The sequence below is a fragment of the Rhizobium mayense genome (genome assembly GCF_030272705.1).
In the GTDB taxonomy this organism is placed as follows: Bacteria; Pseudomonadota; Alphaproteobacteria; order Rhizobiales; family Rhizobiaceae; genus Rhizobium; species Rhizobium mayense.
Window position 1 is genome coordinate 205294 of the sequence record NZ_JARFYM010000005.1, and the last position, 22400, is coordinate 227693.

Genomic DNA, 22400 nt, shown 5'->3' on the forward strand with positions numbered 1-22400 from the left:
AGAGGCCGCCAACTGTTGGACATCTCTGAATGTCAGGCGGGTGTAGCTCAATGGTAGAGCAGCAGCTTCCCAAGCTGAATACGAGGGTTCGATTCCCTTCACCCGCTCCAAAAATCTCCGGGTATAGAACATCCGACTTCACGACGTAGAAAAATCAGTGGCAAAACCGATCCAAGAATCGGGCAGGAGATGTGCGATCGCAATGGTCACCTTATCTCGTGGCAAATCGCTTCTTTGCTTCGTCGGTACTCGGCATATAAAGCGAAACGGCATTGCCATCGGGGTCCCGAAACTGAAACGTCGTGTTGCCCCAGGGCATTGTCTTCAGTTCATGCACCAAGGGCACTCTGTCTTTGAGACGAGCATATTCGGCGTCGATATCGTCGACCTGAAACTCCAGAACGAGACTGCGATTGGCGCATGGTCCGGCGCTGCCTTCCTTCCAGAGTGCAACCGTTTCCAATGAGCCAATCGCCAGTGCCGCGCCGGGCAGGACTATTTCGGCAAAGACCGGAGCCAGCCATTGCGCTTTTGCGTTAGCGATCATCTCGTAGAAAGCGACCAGTTGCTTGATGTCTGCGGTGATGATGCGGATTGAAGCGAGCTTCATTGTGAATTCCTTTGTGGCAATGACAATGGAGGCGCTTGTGACACAGGGCTGTTGCCACCATTATGGCAGCAGGAGTCAGCACTTATGCGTCGAGCCGATCGCCTGTTTCAGATCATTCAAGTCCTGCGTCGCAGTACCCGGCCAGTGACTGCCGCTGCCATTGCCGAGGAACTTGAGGTCTCCAAACGAACCGTCTACCGCGACATTGGCGATCTGATCGGCCAAAGGGTTCCGATCTCCGGCGAAGCGGGCTTCGGCTATCTGCTCGATCGCTCCTATGACATGCCGCCGCTTATGTTCACCCCCGATGAAGTTGAGGCCGTGGTATTGGGCGCACAATGGGTTGCCAATCACTCCGATACGCTCATTGCCAATGCCGCCCGCGACGTCATCACCAAAATTGAAGCTGCCGTTCCCGAAAAATTGCGGCCGTTCATCGCCGAGCCGAGCATAGGCGTGAGGCCGGGTTCGCGCCCGCCAACGGAAATCATTGACCTTGCCGACATCCGGGAAGCGATCCGTCAGAGACGTAAATTGGCGCTGCGCTATCGGGCGGAGAATGGCGAGACAACGGAACGCATTGTGTGGCCGGTCATCCTGGGCTACGCGGAGAGCCATCGGCTGCTTGTGGCCTGGTGCGAACTGAGGCAGGAGTTCCGGCACTTCCGCTGTGACAGGATCCTGGCGGCAAAACTGTGCGACGAACCCATCGGCTTGCGCATGGTCGAACTTCGCCGAAGGTGGCAGCGGTGGCGAGAGGAGACATTCGAACCGCGCCAGAATACCTCTCGCGCAGCCGAAGGTGCCAAAGACCAGGAGCTTCGGCGATAGAAACGGTCGCTCTGAGCCGCAGCGGATATGGCTTCAGCGTGACATCCCATTTCAGAAAAAAGGTTAAAGGCTAAAGTGCATGTCCTTCGTAACAAGATGCTTCACACCGGCTGATTATTTGGGCGCCAGGTCTCTGTGGGAAACAACCGATGGTGTCGGCTTGAGTTCGGCAGACGAAGAACATGCCATCCTCGCCTATCTGGCCCGCAATCCCGGTCTAAGCTTTGTCGCTGAAGACAAAGGAAATATCGTCGGCACCATTCTTGTGGGGCATGATGGCCGTCGCGGGCTGATCCATCATCTTGCAGTCGCGGCATCGCACAGGCGGCAGGGGATCGCGAAGAGCCTCCTCGACGCTGGGATCGCAGCTCTTCGTGAAGCGCAGATCGAAAAGTGCCACCTGTACGTCTTTGAGGACAACGCGAACGGCAGAGCGTTTTGGGAGGCCGCCGGAGCGAGCCGCCGTGTGGAGCTAGCTCTATACTCGCTTCCCGTCGCCGCGCCGCTGTCGTAGTCGCCGCCTCCTATAAGCTATCCGCTACGTCGTCAAAAACGGCATCTCCGCTTTCAGCGTTTCAGCCAGCGCTTCGCTGAAGGCCGCGATCGGACGGGCCAGCCGGCCGGCGGGCGGACGGTGCAGGACCCAGGAGACTACTTTCGGGCGGAAATCCGGCGTGTCGATGATCTCGACTGCATCGCGCCAGGGGCTGCCGGCGAGCGCCGCCGGCGTGACGATACCGATGCCGAGACCGCGCGCGACGAGCGACATTCTGAGATCGGCGGTCATGGCTTCGACGCCGACGTTGAACGGCAGGCGTTCGATTTCGAAACGGTGATGGATGAAGGCGCGGAAGCCGCAGCCGGTCTGGTTCATGATCCAGGGAAATCTTGAAAGCTCTTGGAGCCTCGGTGTCTTGGGAACCTCGAGCGATGGAGCCGCCACCAGAAGCACGCCATGTGTTCCAAGATTGTTTCCGACGACATCCTCGGGCGGGTGGACGCCCTCCGGCAGGCAGACCGCCACCGCATCAAGCTGGCTATGAGCGACCTGATCGACAAGCTGCGGCGACCAGCCGGAGAAAATGCGGAGCGTCAATTGCGGGAATTGGCTGCGTAGCCTATCGAGCGGCGGCGAGAGGGCCGCCTCCGAAAGATAGGGCATGACGCCGAGACGGAACTCGCCGCCGATCGTCCCGGCCGGTGAGACGCCGGCCTTCAGATCGTCCAGTGAGCGCAGCACGCGACGGCCGTGCTCGTAGGCCTCGCGTCCGGCGGCCGTCGGCTTGAGCGGCTTGGATTGCCGGTCGAGGAGGGCAATGCCGAGACTGTCCTCAAGGTTCTGCACACGACGGGTGATGCCCGGCTGGGTCAGGTTGATCCGCGCCGAGGCTGCGACGATCGATCCTGTTTCCACCACAGCGACGAATGCTTCGAGATCATGGATGTTCATAAGGAATCCGCATAATCATTATCAGTTCATTTCACTTGCTGCATTATGCAAGAAAACGATAAACATGGCTATCGATATTAGCAAAAATTATTGGAGAGTCCATGTCACCCGCGTCTGAACGCATCGCGAACAAGTTTGATGAGCTTGAAGAGGAAATACGGGAAACCGCTGCCGGTCCCTCGACTTTGCTTTTTGCCATCGCCACCGGTGTCATCATCATCAATCTTTTCTCACCACAGACCCTTGTCGGCGTCATCGGTCCATCGCTCGGCTTTTCTGAAAACGGCGCCGGCCTCGTCGCCATGGCATCGTTGCTGGGTTATGCCGCCGGCCTCTTCTTCCTCGTGCCGCTTGCCGATCTCGTCGAGAACCGCCGGCTGGTGCTGCGCATGCTCGTCTCCGCCCTGGTCGCAGCCGTCGCCGCCGCCTTCGCGCCGACCGGCTGGAGCCTGCTCGTCTTTCTCTTCCTGCTCGGTGCGGCCTGTTCCGCCATTCAGATCCTGGTGCCGATCGCTGCGGCCATGACGCCGCCGGAACATCGCGGTCGGGTGATCGGAAACGTCATGAGCGGTCTGATGGTCGGCATTTTGCTGTCGCGGCCCCTGGCCAGTCTGGTCGCCGACTTCTGGGGCTGGCGGAGCTTCTATGCGGTCAGCGCCGCGGCACTCGCCGTGCTGACGGCCGTTCTTGCGCTCCGATTGCCGGAACGGCGGCCATTGATAAGCTCCAGCTACGTCAGCTTGATCGCCTCGCTCTGGCACCTCTTGCGCAATGAGCCGGTGCTGCGGATACGGGCCGTCACGGCCGCGTTGGTGATGGCGAGTTTCAGCCTATTCTGGACCGCGGTCGCGCTGCGACTGGCGCAGCCGCCATTCTCCTTAGGCCAAGCCGGCATCGCCCTGTTCGCCCTTGTCGGAGCCGGCGGCGCGGCGGCGACCTCGCCCTTCGGGCGGATGGGCGATCGGGGATGGACGCGGGTGGCGACCACAGCCTCGCATCTGATCTTGATCGGCGCCATGGCGCTGTCCGCATGGGCAGGTGAGGCTACGACCAGCCAATCCGCGATTTGCCTGGTGCTGCTCGGCGCCGGTGCCGTGATGCTCGATGTCGGTGTTACCGGCGATCAGACATTGGGCCGCAGGGCGATCAATCTACTGCGGCCGGAAGCGCGCGGCCGCATCAACGGGCTGTTCGTCGGCATCTTCTTTTTGGGCGGCGCCGTCGGCTCGGCCCTGGCGGGAACGGCCTGGAGCTGGGGCGGCTGGACCGCCGTCTGTGCCGCCGGCGCAGTTTTCGGAGCTGCGGCACTTCTCAGCGGTCTTGCCACAAGGACCTGACCTTCCTGCGGCCGGAATGTTCGTAACGGGTGACACGATGAGCTTGTCCGTTAGTCGGAGTGGCTCTGTCCGGGTTGTGGTGGTAGACTGACATACGGGAGGCGCCCATGAGCGAGGCCCGGAAGATAGCGGCGATCCTAGTCTCGGATGTGGTTGGTTACAGCCGGCTCGCGGGCGCGGACGAGGATCGCATCTTGGCGCGGCTGCGCGCTTTGCGCAGCGATCTTATCGACCCCACGATCGCCGTGTATCACGGCCGCGTGGTCAAGCGTACCGGGGACGGCAGTCTTGTAGAGTTTCGCAGCGTTGTCGATGCCGTGCGTTGCGCCATTGAGGTGCAGAACAGCATGATCGAGCGCAATGCCGGCCTCCCTGCTGAGCGGCGGATCGAGTTCCGCGTCGGCATTCATCTAGGCGACGTCGTCGAAGAAAGCGACGGCGATCTTATGGGTGATGGCGTCAATATTGCTGCCCGCCTGCAAGGAATTTGTGATCCCGGCGGCATCTGCCTCTCCGAACAGGCGTACTGGCAGGTCAAGGCAAGGCTTGACCTCGCGATCAACGATCGTGGCGACCTGCAGCTCAAGAACATCATCGAGCCAGTCCACGTCTATTCTCTGCTGGTCGGTATTCCTGCCCAGGTAAAGCCCGCAACTCCCGCGGGCAGTGCAGGGCCGGAAAAGACTTCAACGTGCCTTACGCTGCCCGACAAACCCTCAATTGCGGTCCTGCCCTTCCAGAACATGAGCGGTGACCCGGAGCAGGAGTATTTTGCCGACGGTATGGTGGAAGACATCATCACCGGGTTGTCGCGGATCAAATGGCTGTTCGTGATCGCGCGAAACTCGAGCTTTGTCTACAAGGGAAAAGCCGTGGATGTCCGGCAGGTCGGACGCGAGCTCGGTGTGCGCTACGTCTTGGAGGGAGGCGTGCGCAAGGCGGGGAACCGATTGCGCATTACCGCCCAGCTTGTCGAAGCCGAGACTGGAACGCATCTGTGGGCAGACCGGTACGACGGCGCGTGGGAGGATATCTTCGACCTGCAGGACCAGATCACTGAAAAGGTGGTGGGCATCGTCGAGCCGAGCCTGCAGCGATCGGAGATCGAACGTGCGCGGCAAAAGCGCCCCGAAAACCTCGACGCCTATGACCTCTATCTGCGTGCCGTCCCCCACATGGCAGCCGTGATGCCCGCCGACGCCAAGATCGCTGCCGGGCTTTTGCAGGATGCACTGGGCCTGGACCCAAACTACGCCGCTGCCCATGCGCGCCTTGCCTGGTGCCACGAGATTTTCTTCACGCGGGGCGGCTTCAGCGAGGCCGACAAGGTCGCCGGGATCGGGCACGCGCGCTCCGTGATTGCGAGCGGCACCGACGACGCATCGGCGTTGGCCATCGCCGCCTTTGTGATCTTTATGCTGGGCAAGGAGCAAGATGCGGCATTGAACTCCGTGGAGCGCGCGCTGTCGCTGAATTCCTCCTGCGCTACTGCACTCTACTTCGGTTCCCTCATCTACGCCTTCGCCGGTCAAGACGCTAAAGCGACCTCCAATGCCGAACGCGCGCTAAGGCTCAGCCCATTCGACCCCATGGCTTTTGCAGCACATTTGGCGCTGGGAGCAGCGGCCGTCCAGCGGAAGCGATACGACGAGGCGGTATCGCATTGCGCGAGGGCCGCTCAGGCAAATCCGCTATTCAGTACGCTTTATTTCTTTCAGGCCGCTTCATTGGCGCTCGCTGGCCGCCAGGAGGAAGCGCGGCCGGTCGTGCAGCGATTGCTCGAACTGGAACCGGGATTCCGGCTTCGCGTGTTCTTCGAACTGGGGATGGTGCGGGCAATCGCCGACAGGTTTGCGGACGGTGCGCGCATGTTGGGTTTGCCCGAGTAGCCGGCTTGCCAGAGAATTCCTCAATAATACCTTTCTTCCTTCAGGTTGCTGCCAGACATTCGTGCCAGAAGATCCGCAAAACTGGAATGGAAGCCAATGCTCAACGTTGCGTGGTTTTACAAATTGAGGGCGATCTTCACGCGCGGTGCGTTGAAGATTTCCCGCCACACGAAGGTGCCGCTCAGCGCGATGATCATCTGGAAGGATGGTAGAGTCAGCATTGGGCCAAAGGCCTTTCTCCGCAAGGGTATCGTCATCGATGCCCAACGCGGCAGCATCGATCTCGGCCGGAGTGTCTCCCTCAATGACTATGTCATTCTGCTCGGACGCGGCGGCATCACGATCGGCAACGACGTGCGGATCGCCGCCCATGCCATGGTGGTTTCGTTCGACCATAATTTCGAAGATCCGAACCAGCCCATTCGTATGCAGGGCGTGGCCAAGAAGCCGGTCGTCATTGAGGACGATGTCTGGATCGGCGCCGGAGCGAAAATCCTGGGCGGCTCCCATATATCTAAAGGATGCGTCATCGGCGCAAATTCCGTCGTCAAGGGGAAGACTGAGCCCCATGGCATCTATGTCGGCGCTCCCGCAAGGCTGATCCGGCGGCGAGGCGAAACGGGCAAAGTCAGACACGCCAATGTCCAACCGCTGCCTGTCCCCAAAAGAAAAGCGGACCGGTAGGCTCCCTCAAACAAACAGGCGGGATGCGTTGAACACATCCCGCCTGTTTTTTTGTCGAGTTATCGCACCAAGCAGTGGCGCGGCTCAGAACTCCGTCCAGTCCGCATCCTTTGCCGGAGCGGCGGCTGCCTGGCTGCCGCCGCCGAAGGCGCTCATCAGCTTTTGGCCGAGCGCGCGGGCCGGCGAGGGAGCAGGGCGTGCCTTCGTTCCTTCGACAGCGCGAACCGGTGCTGCGGCGGGCCGCGGCGCCGAGCGAGCGGAGGTGCGCGGTGCGTAGTTCGATGAAGCTGCCGAAACATGGCCGCCTTCGGTTCCGGTCATGCGGAACTGGCCGAGCAGGGCCGTTAGCGAGGCGGCTTCCGCTGCCAAGCTATGGCTGGCGGCGGTGCTTTCCTCTACCATGGCGGCATTCTGCTGGGTGCCATGATCCATGGCGTTGACGGCGGTGTTGATCTCCTGCAGGCCGGCCGATTGCTCGCGCGAGGCTTCGGCGATCGCATGCACATGCCGGTTGATCTCCTGAACTTCGGAGACGATGGCGTCGAGCGCTTTGCCAGTCTCGCCGACCAGATTGACGCCGGTCTGCACATGCGTGCCGGATGCGGTGATCAGCGATTTGATCTCCTTGGCGGCGTTGGCCGAGCGCTGAGCCAGTTCGCGCACTTCCTGCGCAACGACCGCAAAGCCCTTGCCGGCTTCACCGGCGCGCGCTGCTTCGACACCTGCGTTCAGGGCCAGAAGGTTGGTCTGGAATGCGATGTCGTCGATCACGCCGATGATGTTGCCGATCTCGGACGAGGATTTCTCGATCTGTTGCATGGCGCTGACGGCATTGCGGACGATCTCACCCGACCGTTCCGCGCCGGCACGGGTATGGGCGACGAGCTGACTGGCTTCCTCCGCCCGCTTGGCAGCGTCCTTAACCGTCGTGGTGATCTGCTCGAGGGCGGCGGCCGTCTCTTCGACGGATGCGGCCTGCTGTTCGGTTCGCTTGGAAAGTTCGTCCGCGGAACCGCGGATTTCGTTGGCGCCGGCATTGATGGCGCGCGCATTGGAGCCGACCGCCTGCATGGCCTCGTTCAGTTTGGTGAGCGAGTTGTTGAAATCCTGCCGCAATTGGTCGAGATGGGCAACGAACTGCGTGTTGATCTGGGTGACGAGATCACCCTCCGCGAGGCGCTTCAGGCCATCGCCGAGTACCTGCACTGCCTGCTGCAGATGCGCGGCTTCGGCCGCCCGCTGCGCTTCGTGTTCGGCGCGCTCGCTGTCGCTGAGATTGCGATCGGCTTCCGCTTGCGCTTCCAGGCGGCTGCGTTCAATGGCGTTGTCGCGGAAAACGGAAACTGCCGAAGCCATCTGGCCGATTTCGTCACGACGGTCGAGACCGTCGATCTCGCTCGTCGTATCGCCGTTGGCGAGCGTCACCATGCGACGATGCAGCCGCGTCAAGGGCGTGGCGATGCCCGTCTGCGCGACATAGACGCCAAGGGCCATGCCGAGAAGCGTCAGAGCGCCGAGAATGACGAGCGTGTAGTCGATTGCCGTGTTGACGTGGGCAGACAGGGCATCGGCGCCCTTGTTCAGTCGGTCGGTCAACCCATTGTTGTTCGTCTGCATCTTGCCAACGAGTGCGCTCAACTTGTCGCTGACGTCGGCCATGCCCGCTTCTGCGCCTCCAACGTCGCCGCTCTTGCGCAGGTTGATCACCTTGTTCGTCAGCGCCTCCAGCTCGTCCATGCCGACGAGGATTTCATCCATTTCTGCCTTCTTCGAAGGAACCAGGCTTTCGGCCTGTTTCAATCGGTCCTTGGCCTCGCCAAAGCGGCTCTTGTCGTCGGCAAGCGCCTTGAAGGCCTCGCTGTCGGGATCGAAATTCAGCATGAGGCTCGCCTGCAGCACCGAATTCAGAATGGATGTGCTCGAGCGCGTGCCCATGTACGCGGCGACGGCCTCATTGTCGAGGAAGGCGCTGTAGGCCTGGTCCGCCTTGCGGAATTCGCTGACGATGTAAAGCAGCCCGGCGAAGGAGATGATCCCGAGAAACAGGATCACGGCGAGCATCTTGGTTTTGATTTTCAGGTTCCTGAACATGACGATCCGCCCGAGGGATATCGCGCCGCATCGGGCGGTAGCGCGCAATGGCCCGCTCGCCTGGGAGGGGCGGCGAACTTAACGCTTGCTGCCTGATGCACGCAGGTGAAGCCGAATTCTTGTGGGATACCTTGCGAAGAAGGTTCGGACGACCTGCGTCATGCGATCAGCTTTCGGAGCCGACGTCGTCGATGCCACAAATAGAATCGATAGAGCTTAATCGACCGCTAACGCCGACGGTTTTCAGGGCCGAATTCTACCGCGCACTCGTGCTTTTTTGATGCACTGCAACCGCCTGATGCGATCACGAATGCGGCTCTGAGCCCGAGGAAGGCTCGCGACTGTCGGCCAGGGCGTGATATTCTCCCTTCGGCCCGACTCTGCTACACCGGTTTCGACAACAGACATCCGCACATTCGACTGGAGGCCGGATCATCATCATGCCTGTTTGCCTTTCGTTGTTGGGATCCGTGCCAAGGCTGATGGCGGGCGCAGTGCTGATCGCCCTGTCCTGTGCCATGCCACTTGCGGCGCAGGAGCCACCGCCCGGCCTGCCGATCCTGTTCGATTCGCGCGAGCGCCTGCCGAAGCCGGACCTTTCCTCGCTGGTCCGGCTGCGGTTCCTGACGTCCGTCGATTTCCCGCCCTTCAACTTCGCCGACCAGAACGGCAAGCTCGCCGGCTTCCATGTCGATCTTGCCCGCGAGATCTGCGGCGAGCTTGGTATATTGGACAAATGTCAGATTCAGGCGCTGCCGTTCGATGAACTGCAGGGCGCGCTTGCCAGTTCGCAAGGTGATGCGGTGATAGCCGGCGTCGCAGTAACGCCCGAGCTGCGCAAAACCTTTGCCTTCTCGCGCCCCTTCCTGATGCTGCCCGCCCACTTCGTTCGTAATCTTAAGGCGTCGATCGACGGCACGACGGCGGCCGCGCTCGCCGGCCACCCGGTTGGTGTGGTCAAGGGCACGGCACATGAGGCGATGCTTGCCGCCTTTTTCCCGGCGATCAAGCAGGTTCCCTTCGACGCTAAGGACGCGCTTCTCGCGGCAGTTAAGGATGGCAAGGTCGACGCCGCTTTTGCCGATGGGCTGCAATTGTCCTTCTGGGTATCCTCACCGTCAGCCGAAAAATGCTGCGCGCTGTTTGACGGACCCTATCTTTCGCAGCAATTCCTCGGCGAGGGCATGACCATCATGTTGCGCCAGCAGGACGCCGATCTGACGGCCGCGATCAATCATGCGCTGGCGACACTGTCGCGCGACGGCCGGCTGCAGGAAATCTATCTACGGTATTTCCCTTACGGGCTCTACTGATGACGTTCTCAGCCCTTGCGGTAGCGGGCAATGGCGCTGCGCTCGATGGCGGCGCAGGTGAGTTTGTCGAGGCCGAGCCGATCGCGCAGCAGGCTGAGCAAGCGCAGCTCCTCAGCCTTGACCGAGAAATCGGCTGACGCAACTTCGACAGCAAGCGCATAAGCGGTGTCATAGAGCCGCGCGGGCAAAGTGTCTCGTACTGTTTCCAGAACGATATCGAGCCCTTCGCTGCGAGCGAGAAGCTTGGCGCAATCGCGCGAGACAGAGATCAGTTTCTCGTCATCGAAACCATCGAAAACCGGCAATGCGTGGATCAGTTCGCCGATCCGACCCATTTCCTTGTCGTTCATCGTCCGATCGACGGCAGACGCCATTACCATGACGTAGATCAGGGCCTCATGGGCGGAAAGCGGCTTGTTCATGGCAGGCGTAGTCCTCCAGTTTTGGCAGCAGACTAGAAAGTCGGGCCCGTCATGACAAGAGGCGGTGTCGGAAGCGTGACCTCAGATTGGATTAAGCGGATTTTCTTTGCGCGGCTCTGGCCCGAGTGTTGATTTCCCGCCCACGCGCGGATCGTCGCCGTAGATGCCGCGCTTCTGCTGCTTTGCCTGTTCGGCGAGGACGGCCAGCGGCGATCCGGCCTCAGGCTCAGCCCAGCCGAAGCGCACCAGCCATTCGCTGAGATCTATGCGAACATAGCGGCAGGCGGCGGTCACTGTACCTTGCCAGGTCGGGTTCGGCAGGTCGCAATCGATGGTACGGCCGCGCAGATACATGCGGAAGGCGGTCCGCGCTGCGGCCCCGCAGGGCCAGCTCTTGCCGCTCGGCCCAGTGCACATGCGGTCGACATCGGTCGGAATGATGCCGGGAAGCTGCACGCTCTTGCCGGCGATGGTCAGTATGCCGGCGCGATCAGAAAACGGCCGCACCAGTTCCACCGGTTTCGGCTGCTCGCTTTCCATCGGCTTTGCCTGCTCGCTCGGCTTTTGATCGGTGCTGGGCGACACCTGCACCTGCTGCGACGGCGGTTCGCTGGGCACGGTGCGATGGGCCGCAGCGGCCTGCTCCCGGTCCGCTTGATCGGCCGGCCCCCGGCCCGCCGGTACTTGGCCCACATTGCTTTGGTCCGAAGGCGCGGGTTTCGGAGCAACCTTGTCCGGCTGTGTTTTCCCCGACTCCGGCGTCGGGGTCTGTGTCGTGTTCGTTGGAGCCGCCTTCGCCGATTGCGTTTCGCCCGGATTCGTCGGGGTCGTCTTTCGCTGCGCCAATTCGGTCGTTGCCTTGCCGTCAGCTTGCTTTGGCGGCTGGGCGACAGCGCCGACATTGCCCTTGTCGATTTGATCCGCGCTAGTGGCGAGAAGAGTTTTCGCCGTGTCTTCCGGAGTCGATGTCGGGGCCACAGTAGGCGGCGAGACGGATGCTGTTGCGGAGAGTGCCACAGCTGGAGATTGATTGCCGTTGTCGATCGTTGCCAGAGCCGTGGCGCCTACCGCGGTGGTTGCGGCCGGCGTCGTTTGCTCAGCAACGGAGGCAGGCAGTGCCGAGTTTTTGTCGTCCGGCTGTGCTTCGACGGTGGGCGCTATCTCCTGCTTGGCTGTCTCTGCAGGCGTCGGGGCTGGAGCGGTTGTTGCGGGGACGGGGTCAGCCTTGGCCGTTTCCGTTTGCGCGGTCGCCGCTGCATGGTTCTCTGTTTCGGCCGTGGCCTCGGCCCTATTCGGCAACCCGAAGCCATGCTCCTCGACCTGCACGGCAATCAATGTCAGCCATGAACCGATGATCACCCCCACCAAACTTGCCAGCCAAATATCACGACGCATAACGAGAAAACTTTCCTATTGGCTGGCCCAGATGATCCGCGCAATCCACTCGACATCCACAAGGTCGAAGCAGCGATTCGGATGTTCCGGGTTGAGCGACAGCAATTCGATCGACCGCGCAGTCTGTCGCAGCAGCACCTTGGCCATGACTTCACCCTCGCGGGTCTTGACCACAACCCGATCATTGCGCCTGATCTGCGCGCCCGGCTCGACGATCAGCACGTCGCCGTCACGATAAAGCGGCAACATGCTTTCGCCCTGCACCTCGAGCGCATAGACACCGCCCCTTTGCCCAGGTGCCGCCGGAAACTCCACCATGTCCCAGCCCTGGCCGACCGGAAAGCCGCCGTCGTCGAAAAAGCCTCCGGCACCGGCCTGCGCGAAGCCGAGAAGCGGGATAGAGCTTGCCGGCGGGGATAAAGCGCGATCGGACGTGCTGCTGGGGCCATCCACCATGCGCATGAAGCTCAGAAACTGCTCCATGCTGGCCCCGGTCGCGTCAAGCACCTTGGCGATCGATTCCGTCGACGGCCAGCGCAGGCGCCCGTCCTGGCTCAGCCGCTTCGACTTGTTGAATGAGGTGGGGTCGAGGCCGGCGCGTCGGGCAAGACCGGACGCCGTCAGGGCATGCCGTTCGGCAAGCCTGTCGATTGCGCTCCATATCTGCTCATGTGACAGCATCGCCGTTCAGCACTCGGAAGCCGGAATATTCGGCGTTTGACCCTTAAAGAAACGTTAACCGAGGCCCTCTCGCGAGTAAAGGGCGGCTTAGGAATAAGGTCCTTTATCCCCTTGCTTTCATTCCTGATTCCAGCCGGCTCAGGTTTTCTGCGGCTGTGCCTTGTTGTCGGGTGCCTCGTTCTGGAATTCCTTGGCCATGCCCATGAAGCCCCGCATGAATTTCTGCATGATGCCAAGGGTGCGGTCGATGTCGGCATCGCTCGGCAGGCTCGATCCGCCGTTCGAGGCCACAGCCTTTTCCAGCTTCGACACGCGCTCGGAGAGGCGGTCGAGTTCGGCATCATAGGCCGCGCGCTCATCGGCAGCCATGCGGCAGACCAGATTGCCGTTCTGATCCTGGCAGATCGATATGGCGCCAGTCTGCTTGTCCAGACGGATGAAATGATCGCCGCTGCGCTCGAGCTGGAAGCGCGCCGTATCCAGCTCCGTGGCCAAGGCCGGCGTGGCAAGAAGAAAAGCGGCAGGCAGGATGAGGGCCGCAAGGCCTGATACCATTTCCTTCGTCATGTCATCCTCCGGATTTTCTGCGTTTTGATGCCAAATAATCTGCGTTGGCCGTGGACATCTGCAGCGGTTTTCGTGCAAAGCCCTATGAGGGATAAAAGTTACACAGGAATGATGACCGCGATGCCAGTGGTTTACAAGATCGTGCCGGATACGCTGTGGCAGCAAGCCAGACAAACCGGGGTTTTTAATGGCGCAGCGATCGACCTGACTGATGGTTTCATCCATTTCTCGACGGCAAAGCAAGCCAGGGAAACAGCGGCGCGGCATTTCGCCGGCCAGACCGGCCTGCTGCTGGTGGCGATCGACGGCGACGCGCTCGGTGACAAGCTGGTCTTTGAGCCTTCGCGCGGCGGCGATCTCTTCCCGCATCTTTATGCGCCGCTGCAGCTCTCGGTCGTGCTCTGGGAAAAGCCGTTGCCGCTCGGCCCGGACGGTGCGCATGTGTTCCCGGAGATGTCCGAATGATCGGCGCCCTTCGCGATCTCGGCCGGCGCGGCCTGTTCATGTTCGATCCGGAGACGGCGCATGGCATGTCGATCGCGGCGCTGAAGTCCGGTCTCGTTCCGGCCTGCCGGATCAACGCCGATCCACGTCTGCGTCAGACCGTGGCCGGGCTCGATTTCGCCAATCCGCTCGGCATGGCGGCGGGTTATGACAAGAACGCCGAGGTGCCGGAGGCGCTGTTGAAGCTCGGCTTCGGCTTTACCGAGATCGGCACGGTGACCCCGAAGGCGCAATCCGGCAATCCGCGTCCGCGCATCTTCCGCCTGGTCGAGGATGAGGGCGTCATCAATCGCCTCGGCTTCAACAATGAAGGCCACGAGGCGGCTTTCCGACGTCTTCAGCCGATCCGCGGCAAGGGCATCATCGGCGTCAACATCGGCGCCAATAAGGATAGTGCCGACCGCATCTCCGATTATGTCGCCGGCATCCGCCGCTTCTATTCCGTCGCGCGCTATTTCACCGCCAATATCTCTTCACCCAACACGCCGGGCCTGCGCGACCTGCAGGCGCGCGAAAGCCTTGCAGCGCTGTTGTCGGCAGTCCTTACTGCCCGCGACGAAGAGGCGGCGAAGGCCGGCAGAAAAATTCCGGTCTTCCTGAAGATCGCGCCGGATCTGACCGAGGAGGGCATGGACGACATCGCCGCCGAAGTTTTGGCGCATGCGCTGGACGGATTGATCGTCTCCAACACCACTCTTTCGCGCGACGGCTTGCGGGATCAGGTTCAGGCAAAAGAAGCCGGCGGCCTCTCGGGCAAGCCGCTCTTCGAAAAATCGACGGTGGTACTGGCAAAGATGCGCCGCCGTGTCGGGCCTGCTCTGCCGATCATCGGCGTCGGCGGCGTTTCATCGGCCGAAACGGCACTGGAGAAGATCAAGGCCGGTGCCGATCTTGTGCAGCTCTATTCGTGCATGGTCTACGAAGGCCCCGGCCTGCCGGGCCGCATCGTTGCCGGCCTGTCGAAGCTGCTCGACCGCGAGCGTGCTGGCTCAATCCGCGAGCTGCGCGACACCAGGCTCGATCATTGGGCCAGCCGGAACGTCTGATCGGCCCGCTTTTTCAGCCCCAGGAGGAGGAAAATGCCACGGAACAGCAGGAAAGCGTTCATGGCCAGCCACAGGCCGTGATTGCCGAGGGTGGGCACAAAGAGTGCAAGTGCCAATAGGTAGCCGGCAAACGACATCAGCATTCGGTTGCGCATGTCGCGCGACCAGGTGGCGCCGATGAAGACGCCGTCCATCAGGAAGGCGAGTGCACCGGCGAGCCCGGTGACGGCGGCCCAAGGCAGATAGGTGTGGGCGGCGGCCCGCACCTCTTCGGAGGTCGTCAGCAGGCGGATCAGCGCGGGGCCGATGGTGAAGAAGAACGCGGCAGCGGCAAGCGCCAGTCCGAAGGACCAAAGCCCGGTCAGCTTCAACCCACGGTCGAAGGCCGGGCGATAATTGGCGCCGATCGAGCGGCCAGTGATCTGCTCGGCGGCATTCGCCAACCCGTCGAGGTAATATCCGGACAGCAGGAAGAAGTTCATCAATACCGCGTTGGCGGCAAGTGTCACCGCGCCGAATGTGTTGCCGATGCGCGTCATCAGCGTGAAGGCGCCGATCAGCACGAAGGTGCGGATAAGGATGTCGCGGTTGAGTGCGAAGAGTTGCGTGAGCTTGGCGCGTGACAAAAGCTCGGCCTGGGCAGGCCGCGCTTCACCACCAAAGCTGCGCAGCACGATGGCAAGACCCGTAAGCGCGCCGACCGCTTCGCCAATCAATGTGCCCCAGGCGACACCGGCGACGCCCCAGCCGAGCCCCAGGCCGAGCAGCACGGCGAGGATGATGTTGACGCCGTTGATCACTGTCTGCAGCAGAAGCCCGATGCGGCCCTGGCCGCGCCCGAGCACGAAGCCGAGGATGGCGTAGTTGGCAAGCGCTGCCGGGCCGGAGAGCATGCGGATCGAGAAATAGGTGCGCGTTGCGTCGGCAATGCCGCCTTCGGGTCCCATGAGCTTGATGCCCAGCCAGAGCAACAGGGGTGACAGCAGGAGAAGCAGTAGGCCGCATCCGAGCGCTGACAGCAGCGCCCGCCAAAAAACCGCCTGCTGCTCATGCCGGTCGTGGCGACCGTAGGCTTGCGCTGTCAGGCCGGTCGTCGAAGAACGCAAGAAGTTGAAGCTCGCGAAAATGAGATCGAAGAGCACCGCACCGATCGCCAGCCCCGCCAGCGCATCGGGCTGGCCGAGGCGCCCGACGACGGCGGTATCGGCAAGGCCGAGCAACGGTGTGGTCATGAAGCCGAGCGTCATCGGAATGGCGATAGACAGCACCAGCCGGTGCGTCACCTCGAAAGGCAGAACCCGCCCGCTATGCTCTTGATGATCCATGTCCCCTCAGCCCCCTCAATTGGAAGAGAGCACCATGGACCAATAGGGCTTGTCACTGGAAGAGGGTGCGTAGGCGAGAGCGACGCCGAGACCGTTATATTTGCCGAGCATGTTGTGCAAATGCTTCGGCGAATTGATCCATGCCGTCACGGCGGCATTCACGTCGCGCTGACCTTCGGCAATGTTCTCGGCTGCCGGCAGCTTGACGCCGCTTGCCTTGACGCGGGTGCCGAAGTTGTCGCCGATCCCGATCAGATGCTCCATCTTGCCGGCATCTGCCATCCGTTTGGCCTGGTAGATTGCCGCGGTGCTGGCAGCCGGATCGATTTTGAGCGGCGGCAGCCCGTTCTTGGCGCGCAGCGAGTTGACGAGCGGCAGCGCGGAAGCGGTCTGGTCGTGAGCGGGCGTGTTGGAAACATGGGTGGGCGGCGTGGCGCAACTCGCGACGAGGGCAACGAGCGCAAGGCCGGTGAGGCGCAGCGCTTGGCGCCGCGTAGAAAGCGAAACGTCAGGGATCATATTTTAACGGCGGTAATTGAGAAGACGGAGGATGATGAAAAGTGGAATAACGATCGTGGCGCCGAGCAGCAGATAATCGCCGAACTCGCCGAGCGCGGCAAAACCGCTATGCCAGAGATCAAGAACGAAGCGGCGCAGACCATATAGAAAATCCAGCGGACGCCAGCCGAAGAATTTCATCACGAAACCGACGATCAGCGACACGATGACAAGCTTCACGAGCGTGCGGCCGGGCGAGTCGCCCAGAAACCTGTTCACCTGATCCGACATGCGGCTGTCTCCATAATGCCTATCGAGCGATTTCGAGATAAGGCTGCGCCCCGCGACTCGCAAGCGCTTTTGCCCAGTAGTACCTGAAACACGTGCTTACCTGAAACAGATGTCTGCCTGAAATAGGACTTGAGTTTTTTTGTGGCCGAGTCAAAAGGCGGATGCCAACAGGATCGAGATCATGCTGCCGAGCCAGCTTTCCTCCGGCGACGTCATCGCCGACCGCCGCGCCGACTATGCGAAGATGCTTGCCGAAAGCGGCGAGCAGGCAAGCGCTGCCGAGTTGATGGAGCAGGCGCTGGAGCTGACGCCCGGCTGGGCGGCCGGCTGGTTCACTCTCGCGACCTATCGTGAAAAGGCGGGGAATACGCTGGGTGCCATCGAGGCGCTAAACCAGGTCCTGGTCCTCGATGCCGGCGATGTCTTCGGCGCACGCTTGAAACTCGCGGTTCTGGGGGCGGGCGATATGCCCGATCAGCCGCCGAGCCGCTATGTCGAGCGGCTGTTCGATGACTATGCCGACCGGTTCGAGACATCGCTGGTCGAAAAACTCGGCTACAGCGTGCCACAGAAGCTCGCGGCTCTGATCGCCAGTACGGCTGCCATGCTCGGGCATTTCCGTCTTGCCGTCGATCTGGGCTGCGGTACGGGTCTGTTCGGCCCGGAAATCCGCGCGCGGGTCGATCGGCTGGAAGGATTCGATCTGTCGAAAGGCATGCTCGCCAAGGCAGCGGATAAGGGTGTCTATGATCACCTGGGACAAGCCGATCTATCGCTGCCTCCGCCTTTGTCTGGCATTTTTTACGGCGGATTGGCGCCAAGGCGTGCCGATCTGATCACCGCCGCCGACGTCCTGATGTATCTCGGGAACCTCGAGAGCGTCATGACGATCGCCGCGGAACTGGCAGCTTCTGGGGCTGTGTTCGCCTTTTCGGTCGAGGATGCGGAAGAGAGGGAAGGTTATCTCTTGCGCGACTCATTGCGCTTCGCGCATTCGGAAGCCTATGTCGGGGCAATATTGGCCGCTCATGGTTTCGTCGTCCACAATCTGGTCCGCAGCGTCATTCGCATGGATGCCGGAAAACCCGTGCGCGGCATTTTGTTCGTTACGCAAAAATCCGCCTGATCGACCGAATCTTGCGAAATCTCAATAGGTCAGCATTCCTGACATATTTCCCTTGATTGTCTCTGCGCGTTCCGCAGAATCTCGGAAAACAAGGGCCGGAAAACAAGGGAATGACGTTATGACGAAGCTGAAGAGTGCTTTCGGCGTCTGGAACACCTCCGCCACCAGGCATTCGCTGGTCGAGGATGTCCAGGGCATATTCTCAGGCGGCCTGATATCGTCGCTCGGGCTCTTTTGCCTTTCAAGCGCCGGTCTCCTGACCGGCAGCACGGCCGGCGTCGCATTCCTATTGCATTATGCGATTGGCCTGAATTTCGGCCTGGCCTTCTTCCTCGTCAATCTGCCATTCTTCTATCTGTCGCTGAAGCAACTCGGCCGCGCCTTCACCATCAAGACCTTTATCGCCATCGCGCTCACCTCGCTGCTGACCAACGTGCAGCCGCGTTTGCTGGAGATCGCCCATATCAATGCCTTCTGGTCGGCGCTGCTTGGCGGCGTTTTGCTGGGTTATGGGCTGCTCGCGCTTTATCGTCACCGCGCCAGCCTCGGCGGTGTCGGTATCTTGGGCATCTATCTGCAGGAACGTCTCGGGATACGTGCCGGGCTTGTCCAGCTCGGGGTCGACATGTGCGTGCTCGCTGTCGCCTTTGCGGTGACCACACCCTTCGTGGTCATCTGCTCCGTGTTGGGCGCAGTCGCGCTCAACCTCTTCGTTGCGATCAACCATCGGTCGGATCGTTACATCGCGCTCTAAGCTGAGCGAAAGCCTTACTGCTTGCGCGTCTGGTCGGACTCTGCGATCGCGGCTTCGTGATACCAGCTATCGAAAGCAGCCGTGCAGATGCTTGGGCCTATGTCGGGAGTAAGGTTTACTTTCTCGCGCCGGGCGGCAGGGACCGGGCGAGCTGTGACGGGAAACTGATATATCTTTGCCGTTTCGCGATGAGGGCTGGTTGCCATTGCAATGTCTCTCCCTTTTTGGTGTTCAAGCGGGCGCGCTTCAAGAGACTGCTCATATATAGCAGAGTCCTTCCCCATTTTTGAGATATCTGCTCAAAAAAAATGCAAAAGGTTGAAATTATGGGCAATTTCGACGTTTTGCTGCTGGGGAGCGTGGTTTTCGGTTGCCTTATTGCTGCGCTGCTTCGAATCTGCCGCACTGCGACAACTTGGCAGCACCTTTCGGCCAAGTTGCTCATGATTTTGAAAGAATCGGCCATCCAGCGAGCCCAATTCAGCCGAAATTGACTCCGATTTGCAGATTTTTCGTCGAGTGGCCGCGCATCTTACGCAGTTTGGCATGTCAAATGCATGTCACATGCCGGCCGTGGGTGGCGAAGATTTCCGGGCGGGGCGCCTTTGAGTTTTCTCTGCTTCGGGTAGTTAACCCTTATGAGGTGCGTAATGACAAAATATAAGCTCGAGTATATCTGGCTCGACGGGTACACCCCTGTACCGAACCTGCGCGGCAAGACGCAGATCAAGGAATTTGCTGATTTTCCGAAGCTTGAAGAGCTGCCGCTCTGGGGCTTCGATGGTTCGTCGACGATGCAGGCCGAAGGCCGTAGCTCGGATTGCGTGCTGAAGCCTGTTGCCCTTTATCCGGACCCGGCTCGCACCAACGGCGTTCTCGTCATGTGCGAAGTCATGATGCCCGATGGCGTTACCCCGCACGCTTCCAACAGCCGCGCGACTATCCTCGACGACGAGGACGCATGGTTCGGCTTCGAGCAGGAATACTTCTTCTACAAGGACGGCCGTCCGCTTGGCTTCCCGGAATCTGGCTACCCGGCTCCGCAGGGCCCGTACTACACCGGCGTCGGCTACAAGAACGTCGGCAATATTGCCCGCCAGCTCGTCGAAGAGCATCTCGACCTCTGCCTGGCCGCCGGCATCAACCATGAAGGCATCAACGCCGAAGTGGCGAAGGGCCAGTGGGAATTCCAGATTTTCGGCAAGGGCTCCAAGCGCGCCGCCGACCAGATCTGGATGGCCCGTTACCTGCTGCTGCGTCTCTGCGAAAAGTACAGCATCGACGTCGAGTTCCACTGCAAGCCGCTCGGCGACACCGACTGGAACGGTTCGGGCATGCACTGCAACTTCTCGACCAAGTTCATGCGCGAAATCGGGGGCAAGGCCTACTTCGAAGCGCTCATGGCTCAGTTCGACAAGAACCTCGAAGCCCATATTGCAGTCTACGGCCCGGACAACCACCTGCGTCTGACCGGCAAGCACGAAACGGCTCCGTGGAACAAGTTCAGCTATGGCGTTGCCGACCGCGGCGCGTCGATCCGCGTTCCGCACTCCTTCGTCAAGAACGACTACCGCGGCTACCTCGAAGATCGTCGTCCGAACTCGCAAGGCGACCCCTACCAGATCGCTTCCCAGGTTCTGAAGACCATTTCGGAAGTTCCGACTGCGGCTGCTTCGGCCGCTGCCTGATCCCTCTTTGTCCCGGCACGCCGGGACAAAGACACAATAAAAAGCGCGGGATTTCGGTCCCGCGCTTTTTTTGTTCAGGCAAACGTGCTTACGCCGCCTTCGCGTCCTTATCGACCGTGTGCTGCGACCGGAAGCCTACAGCCAGCCGGTTCCAGATGCTGATGGCACCAATGGCGACTGTAATCTTGACCATCTCCTCGTCGCTGAAGTGCGGCTTCAACGTATCGAATGCTGCATCCGGAATACCCGTTTCGGCAATCTTGGTGACGGCATCGACCCAGCCGAGCAGGGCGCGTTCGCGCGCATCGTAAACCGGCGATTCCCACCAGACGCACATCAGGTTGATCCACTGCTCGCTGAGCCCGTCATGCCGCGCCTCCTTGACATGCATGTCGACGCAATAGGCGCAGACTTGAGTGCAAGCCAAGCCGCCAATAATGAACTGCATCGGACGCATACGATCACTGTGCATGAGGTGGCAACTATTGTTGCGGATGACCAGTGCGTTTGATCAACCATGCCTTGCAAAAAGCGAGCGGCAAGAGCATGTTTCTCTTAGGAGAAACAGAACATGGCACCAAAACCCACAGCAGTTGAAGTCAATGCGGAAGTAGAAACCAACAACAATTCGCAAAGCCCGGCAAGTGCTGCGCAGCGTAAGATTCCCGGCAACTTACCTTATTTAACGGCAAGCGGAACTTTAAAGAAGGCGTTAGATGGCATCATACCCGCGTCACGACCGGACAAATTCAATGCCGATTTTCTAGAGAATGTACTCAAACTCAGCGGCGGGGGCGCTCGGGCCTGTATTCCAATACTCAAGAAGATGGGCTTTTTGACAAGTGATGGAGCGCCAACTGAACTGTATGCAAAATTTCGAACAGAGGGAGGCAGAAGTTCGGCGGCCGCACAAGGCCTTCGTGCGGCATTTCAGGAAATATTCAGACGCAGCGAATGGGCTCATACGGTGGATGATGCCAAGTTGCGCGATATCGTGGTGGAAATAACCGGCCTCGGCCCATCGGACCCCGTCCTGAAGGCCATAATAGCAACGTTTAAAGCCATAAGATCTTTCGTGGTTCCCGGCTTGGAACGAGATGATGCAATGCCCATCAATGGGGTTGAAGACGTGGAGAATGTGAACACAGTAGTTGGTGTCGCGCCGAGCTCCAACGGAGATATCCGCCTCGCATACAACATCAATATCGTACTACCCGAAACCTCTGACTTAAAAGTACTCAACGCCATTTTTCGGAGCATAAGGGAGAACTTGATGCGATGAACGCTGAGGAGCAGGTAGAGTTATTTGTGTTAAAATGTGCATCCTTGAAGATTGCGGTGGATGGCGTTAGCCCCGGGGCAACAGCCGACAACATAGGCGTGGTGCTTGACCAGCCAGGGATTAACTCGTCTCTTGAACAGTTCTCTCAAGAGGTTCGGACGAATGCCAACCGCATGGCAGAATATTATAAACTCTTCTACATGCTTGAGAATGATATACGAAAACTGATCGACGATACGCTTATAGAAGCGCACGGCGTGGACTGGTGGGACAAGCACTCACCGAACAGTGCAAAAGAGGAATGCAAGGCTAACCAGCAACGTGAGAAGGATGCTGGTTTCACAAGCCGTTCGGATAACGAGTTGGACTATATCTCCTTTGGCCAACTGGGAGACATCATTCGCAACAACTGGGATCTCTTTGGAGGAATTCTCAGCAATCAAAAGGCCTTAGGTCGCGTTATGTACTCGCTCAACAATCTGCGCGGTCCGATCGCTCACTGCGGTCTTCTGGCTGAGGATGAAGTTGATCGGCTTAAATTGACTGTGAAAGATTGGTTTCGCCTACTTGAAGGCCCGAAGTAGAATTCGGCGAGAGCGTTTACGGATCTACCACC

24 protein-coding genes, 1 tRNA gene and 1 pseudogene are annotated in these 22400 nt (G+C 60.2%); 14 read left to right on the forward strand and 12 right to left on the reverse strand.

The genetic code is table 11. The features are described 5' to 3' along the window. The first annotated feature begins 36 nt into the window (after positions 1 to 36). A tRNA-Gly gene (locus PY649_RS09830) sits at positions 37 to 110 on the forward strand. Positions 111 to 211: 101 nt separating this feature from the next. Here PY649_RS09830 and PY649_RS09835 read toward each other — a convergent pair. After that, complete coding sequence (locus PY649_RS09835; RefSeq protein WP_285868114.1) at positions 212 to 610, reverse strand: VOC family protein; 399 nt, start codon at positions 608 to 610, stop codon at positions 212 to 214. Between the two features lie 84 nt (positions 611 to 694). Between PY649_RS09835 and PY649_RS09840 the strand changes: the two genes are divergently transcribed. Next, positions 695 to 1441: a helix-turn-helix transcriptional regulator gene (locus tag PY649_RS09840; protein WP_285868116.1), complete on the forward strand. Its 747-nt coding sequence runs from the start codon at positions 695 to 697 to the stop codon at positions 1439 to 1441. Between the two features lie 79 nt (positions 1442 to 1520). Then, positions 1521 to 1955, forward strand: coding sequence for a GNAT family N-acetyltransferase (locus tag PY649_RS09845; protein ID WP_285868118.1), 435 nt, complete (start codon positions 1521 to 1523; stop codon positions 1953 to 1955). A 24-nt stretch (positions 1956 to 1979) separates the two neighbouring features. On the opposite strand, the gene PY649_RS09850 is transcribed toward PY649_RS09845, so the two are convergent. Next, positions 1980 to 2891 (reverse strand): LysR family transcriptional regulator, encoded by a 912-nt coding sequence (locus PY649_RS09850; RefSeq protein ID WP_285868120.1) that lies wholly within the window; start codon positions 2889 to 2891, stop codon positions 1980 to 1982. 101 nt (positions 2892 to 2992) lie between these two features. On the opposite strand from PY649_RS09850, the gene PY649_RS09855 reads away from it, so the two are divergent. The 3 genes from PY649_RS09855 (at position 2993) to PY649_RS09865 (ending at position 6801) form a co-directional block, all read left to right on the forward strand. Further along, positions 2993 to 4228 (forward strand): MFS transporter, encoded by a 1236-nt coding sequence (locus PY649_RS09855; protein ID WP_285868122.1) that lies wholly within the window; start codon positions 2993 to 2995, stop codon positions 4226 to 4228. 107 nt (positions 4229 to 4335) lie between these two features. After that, positions 4336 to 6117, forward strand: coding sequence for an adenylate/guanylate cyclase domain-containing protein (locus PY649_RS09860; RefSeq protein WP_285868123.1), 1782 nt, complete (start codon positions 4336 to 4338; stop codon positions 6115 to 6117). A 96-nt stretch (positions 6118 to 6213) separates the two neighbouring features. Further along, positions 6214 to 6801 (forward strand): acyltransferase, encoded by a 588-nt coding sequence (locus PY649_RS09865; protein WP_285868125.1) that lies wholly within the window; start codon positions 6214 to 6216, stop codon positions 6799 to 6801. A gap of 84 nt (positions 6802 to 6885) precedes the next feature. Here PY649_RS09865 and PY649_RS09870 read toward each other — a convergent pair whose 3' ends face one another. After that, positions 6886 to 8892, reverse strand: coding sequence for a HAMP domain-containing methyl-accepting chemotaxis protein (locus tag PY649_RS09870; protein WP_285868127.1), 2007 nt, complete (start codon positions 8890 to 8892; stop codon positions 6886 to 6888). 440 nt (positions 8893 to 9332) lie between these two features. On the opposite strand from PY649_RS09870, the gene PY649_RS09875 reads away from it, so the two are divergent. Further along, positions 9333 to 10205, forward strand: coding sequence for a transporter substrate-binding domain-containing protein (locus PY649_RS09875; protein WP_432761342.1), 873 nt, complete (start codon positions 9333 to 9335; stop codon positions 10203 to 10205). Between the two features lie 8 nt (positions 10206 to 10213). Here PY649_RS09875 and PY649_RS09880 read toward each other — a convergent pair whose 3' ends face one another. The 4 genes from PY649_RS09880 to PY649_RS09895 form a co-directional block, all read right to left on the reverse strand. Continuing rightward, positions 10214 to 10627, reverse strand: a complete 414-nt coding sequence (locus tag PY649_RS09880; RefSeq protein WP_285868129.1) for a tellurite resistance TerB family protein — start codon at positions 10625 to 10627, stop codon at positions 10214 to 10216. Between the two features lie 81 nt (positions 10628 to 10708). Continuing rightward, positions 10709 to 12022, reverse strand: a complete 1314-nt coding sequence (locus tag PY649_RS09885) for a thermonuclease family protein (protein WP_285868130.1) — start codon at positions 12020 to 12022, stop codon at positions 10709 to 10711. 15 nt (positions 12023 to 12037) lie between these two features. Continuing rightward, positions 12038 to 12703: a S24 family peptidase gene (locus PY649_RS09890; RefSeq protein WP_285868131.1), complete on the reverse strand. Its 666-nt coding sequence runs from the start codon at positions 12701 to 12703 to the stop codon at positions 12038 to 12040. Between the two features lie 138 nt (positions 12704 to 12841). Further along, positions 12842 to 13270 carry a hypothetical protein gene (locus PY649_RS09895; protein WP_285868132.1) on the reverse strand — a complete coding sequence of 143 codons (429 nt, stop codon included), beginning with the start codon at positions 13268 to 13270 and terminating at the stop codon, positions 12842 to 12844. A gap of 108 nt (positions 13271 to 13378) precedes the next feature. Between PY649_RS09895 and PY649_RS09900 the strand changes: the two genes are divergently transcribed. Next, positions 13379 to 13735 carry a DUF952 domain-containing protein gene (locus PY649_RS09900; RefSeq protein WP_285868133.1) on the forward strand — a complete coding sequence of 119 codons (357 nt, stop codon included), beginning with the start codon at positions 13379 to 13381 and terminating at the stop codon, positions 13733 to 13735. After that, positions 13732 to 14820, forward strand: a complete 1089-nt coding sequence (locus PY649_RS09905) for a quinone-dependent dihydroorotate dehydrogenase (RefSeq protein WP_285868134.1) — start codon at positions 13732 to 13734, stop codon at positions 14818 to 14820. Before PY649_RS09900 ends, PY649_RS09905 begins: the two co-directional genes overlap by 4 nt. On the opposite strand, the gene PY649_RS09910 is transcribed toward PY649_RS09905, so the two are convergent. Genes PY649_RS09910 through PY649_RS09920 form a run of 3 tightly spaced genes read right to left on the reverse strand, consistent with a single transcriptional unit; the run spans position 14796 to position 16934 of the window. Beyond that, entirely contained in the window at positions 14796 to 16145 is a 1350-nt protein-coding gene (locus tag PY649_RS09910) for an MATE family efflux transporter (RefSeq protein ID WP_285868135.1), read from the reverse strand. The two genes, PY649_RS09905 and PY649_RS09910, sit on opposite strands and share 25 nt — an antisense overlap. Before the next feature lie 15 nt (positions 16146 to 16160). After that, the gene (locus PY649_RS09915) at positions 16161 to 16664 is read right to left on the reverse strand and encodes a CAP domain-containing protein (protein ID WP_432761343.1); all 504 of its coding nucleotides are present in this window, start codon (positions 16662 to 16664) and stop codon (positions 16161 to 16163) included. 3 nt (positions 16665 to 16667) lie between these two features. Beyond that, complete coding sequence (locus tag PY649_RS09920; protein ID WP_285868136.1) at positions 16668 to 16934, reverse strand: DUF6460 domain-containing protein; 267 nt, start codon at positions 16932 to 16934, stop codon at positions 16668 to 16670. 181 nt (positions 16935 to 17115) lie between these two features. Between PY649_RS09920 and PY649_RS09925 the strand changes: the two genes are divergently transcribed. Together PY649_RS09925 and PY649_RS09930 are read left to right on the forward strand one after the other, a co-directional pair. Next, complete coding sequence (locus tag PY649_RS09925; protein WP_285868137.1) at positions 17116 to 18060, forward strand: class I SAM-dependent methyltransferase; 945 nt, start codon at positions 17116 to 17118, stop codon at positions 18058 to 18060. Positions 18061 to 18178: 118 nt separating this feature from the next. Further along, entirely contained in the window at positions 18179 to 18814 is a 636-nt protein-coding gene (locus PY649_RS09930) for a YitT family protein (RefSeq protein ID WP_285868139.1), read from the forward strand. A gap of 14 nt (positions 18815 to 18828) precedes the next feature. Here PY649_RS09930 and PY649_RS09935 read toward each other — a convergent pair whose 3' ends face one another. Next, positions 18829 to 19020, reverse strand: coding sequence for a DUF2735 domain-containing protein (locus PY649_RS09935; RefSeq protein WP_285868140.1), 192 nt, complete (start codon positions 19018 to 19020; stop codon positions 18829 to 18831). A gap of 444 nt (positions 19021 to 19464) precedes the next feature. Here PY649_RS09935 and PY649_RS09940 point away from each other — a divergent pair, with 444 nt between their 5' ends. Continuing rightward, on the forward strand, positions 19465 to 20502 hold the full coding sequence (locus tag PY649_RS09940) for a glutamine synthetase beta-grasp domain-containing protein (protein WP_285868142.1): 1038 nt from the start codon (positions 19465 to 19467) through the stop codon (positions 20500 to 20502). An 88-nt stretch (positions 20503 to 20590) separates the two neighbouring features. Here the strand turns inward: PY649_RS09940 and PY649_RS09945 are convergent. After that, positions 20591 to 20977, reverse strand: a pseudogene (locus tag PY649_RS09945) (carboxymuconolactone decarboxylase family protein); the annotation flags it as partial. A 96-nt stretch (positions 20978 to 21073) separates the two neighbouring features. Between PY649_RS09945 and PY649_RS09950 the strand changes: the two are divergent. Both PY649_RS09950 and PY649_RS09955 read left to right on the forward strand, forming a co-directional pair. Continuing rightward, positions 21074 to 21784 carry a DUF5343 domain-containing protein gene (locus PY649_RS09950; protein WP_285868143.1) on the forward strand — a complete coding sequence of 237 codons (711 nt, stop codon included), beginning with the start codon at positions 21074 to 21076 and terminating at the stop codon, positions 21782 to 21784. Next, positions 21781 to 22368: a Swt1 family HEPN domain-containing protein gene (locus PY649_RS09955; protein ID WP_285868144.1), complete on the forward strand. Its 588-nt coding sequence runs from the start codon at positions 21781 to 21783 to the stop codon at positions 22366 to 22368. Before PY649_RS09950 ends, PY649_RS09955 begins: the two co-directional genes overlap by 4 nt. Positions 22369 to 22400: the final 32 nt, after the last annotated feature.

Excerpts from the sequence above, each read along its gene's own strand:
- PY649_RS09835 (WP_285868114.1), bottom strand. The coding sequence starts at position 610 with ATGAAGCTCGCTTCAATCCGCATCATCACCGCAGACATCAAGCAACTG.
- PY649_RS09840 (WP_285868116.1), top strand. The coding sequence starts at position 695 with ATGCGTCGAGCCGATCGCCTGTTTCAGATCATTCAAGTCCTGCGTCGC.
- PY649_RS09845 (WP_285868118.1), top strand. The coding sequence starts at position 1,521 with ATGTCCTTCGTAACAAGATGCTTCACACCGGCTGATTATTTGGGCGCC.
- PY649_RS09850 (WP_285868120.1), bottom strand. The coding sequence starts at position 2,891 with ATGAACATCCATGATCTCGAAGCATTCGTCGCTGTGGTGGAAACAGGA.
- PY649_RS09855 (WP_285868122.1), top strand. The coding sequence starts at position 2,993 with ATGTCACCCGCGTCTGAACGCATCGCGAACAAGTTTGATGAGCTTGAA.
- PY649_RS09860 (WP_285868123.1), top strand. The coding sequence starts at position 4,336 with ATGAGCGAGGCCCGGAAGATAGCGGCGATCCTAGTCTCGGATGTGGTT.
- PY649_RS09865 (WP_285868125.1), top strand. The coding sequence starts at position 6,214 with ATGCTCAACGTTGCGTGGTTTTACAAATTGAGGGCGATCTTCACGCGC.
- PY649_RS09870 (WP_285868127.1), bottom strand. The coding sequence starts at position 8,892 with ATGTTCAGGAACCTGAAAATCAAAACCAAGATGCTCGCCGTGATCCTG.
- PY649_RS09875 (WP_432761342.1), top strand. The coding sequence starts at position 9,333 with ATGCCTGTTTGCCTTTCGTTGTTGGGATCCGTGCCAAGGCTGATGGCG.
- PY649_RS09880 (WP_285868129.1), bottom strand. The coding sequence starts at position 10,627 with ATGAACAAGCCGCTTTCCGCCCATGAGGCCCTGATCTACGTCATGGTA.
- PY649_RS09885 (WP_285868130.1), bottom strand. The coding sequence starts at position 12,022 with ATGCGTCGTGATATTTGGCTGGCAAGTTTGGTGGGGGTGATCATCGGT.
- PY649_RS09890 (WP_285868131.1), bottom strand. The coding sequence starts at position 12,703 with ATGCTGTCACATGAGCAGATATGGAGCGCAATCGACAGGCTTGCCGAA.
- PY649_RS09895 (WP_285868132.1), bottom strand. The coding sequence starts at position 13,270 with ATGACGAAGGAAATGGTATCAGGCCTTGCGGCCCTCATCCTGCCTGCC.
- PY649_RS09900 (WP_285868133.1), top strand. The coding sequence starts at position 13,379 with ATGATGACCGCGATGCCAGTGGTTTACAAGATCGTGCCGGATACGCTG.
- PY649_RS09905 (WP_285868134.1), top strand. The coding sequence starts at position 13,732 with ATGATCGGCGCCCTTCGCGATCTCGGCCGGCGCGGCCTGTTCATGTTC.
- PY649_RS09910 (WP_285868135.1), bottom strand. The coding sequence starts at position 16,145 with ATGGATCATCAAGAGCATAGCGGGCGGGTTCTGCCTTTCGAGGTGACG.
- PY649_RS09915 (WP_432761343.1), bottom strand. The coding sequence starts at position 16,664 with ATGATCCCTGACGTTTCGCTTTCTACGCGGCGCCAAGCGCTGCGCCTC.
- PY649_RS09920 (WP_285868136.1), bottom strand. The coding sequence starts at position 16,934 with ATGTCGGATCAGGTGAACAGGTTTCTGGGCGACTCGCCCGGCCGCACG.
- PY649_RS09925 (WP_285868137.1), top strand. The coding sequence starts at position 17,116 with ATGCTGCCGAGCCAGCTTTCCTCCGGCGACGTCATCGCCGACCGCCGC.
- PY649_RS09930 (WP_285868139.1), top strand. The coding sequence starts at position 18,179 with ATGACGAAGCTGAAGAGTGCTTTCGGCGTCTGGAACACCTCCGCCACC.
- PY649_RS09935 (WP_285868140.1), bottom strand. The coding sequence starts at position 19,020 with ATGGCAACCAGCCCTCATCGCGAAACGGCAAAGATATATCAGTTTCCC.
- PY649_RS09940 (WP_285868142.1), top strand. The coding sequence starts at position 19,465 with ATGACAAAATATAAGCTCGAGTATATCTGGCTCGACGGGTACACCCCT.
- PY649_RS09950 (WP_285868143.1), top strand. The coding sequence starts at position 21,074 with ATGGCACCAAAACCCACAGCAGTTGAAGTCAATGCGGAAGTAGAAACC.
- PY649_RS09955 (WP_285868144.1), top strand. The coding sequence starts at position 21,781 with ATGAACGCTGAGGAGCAGGTAGAGTTATTTGTGTTAAAATGTGCATCC.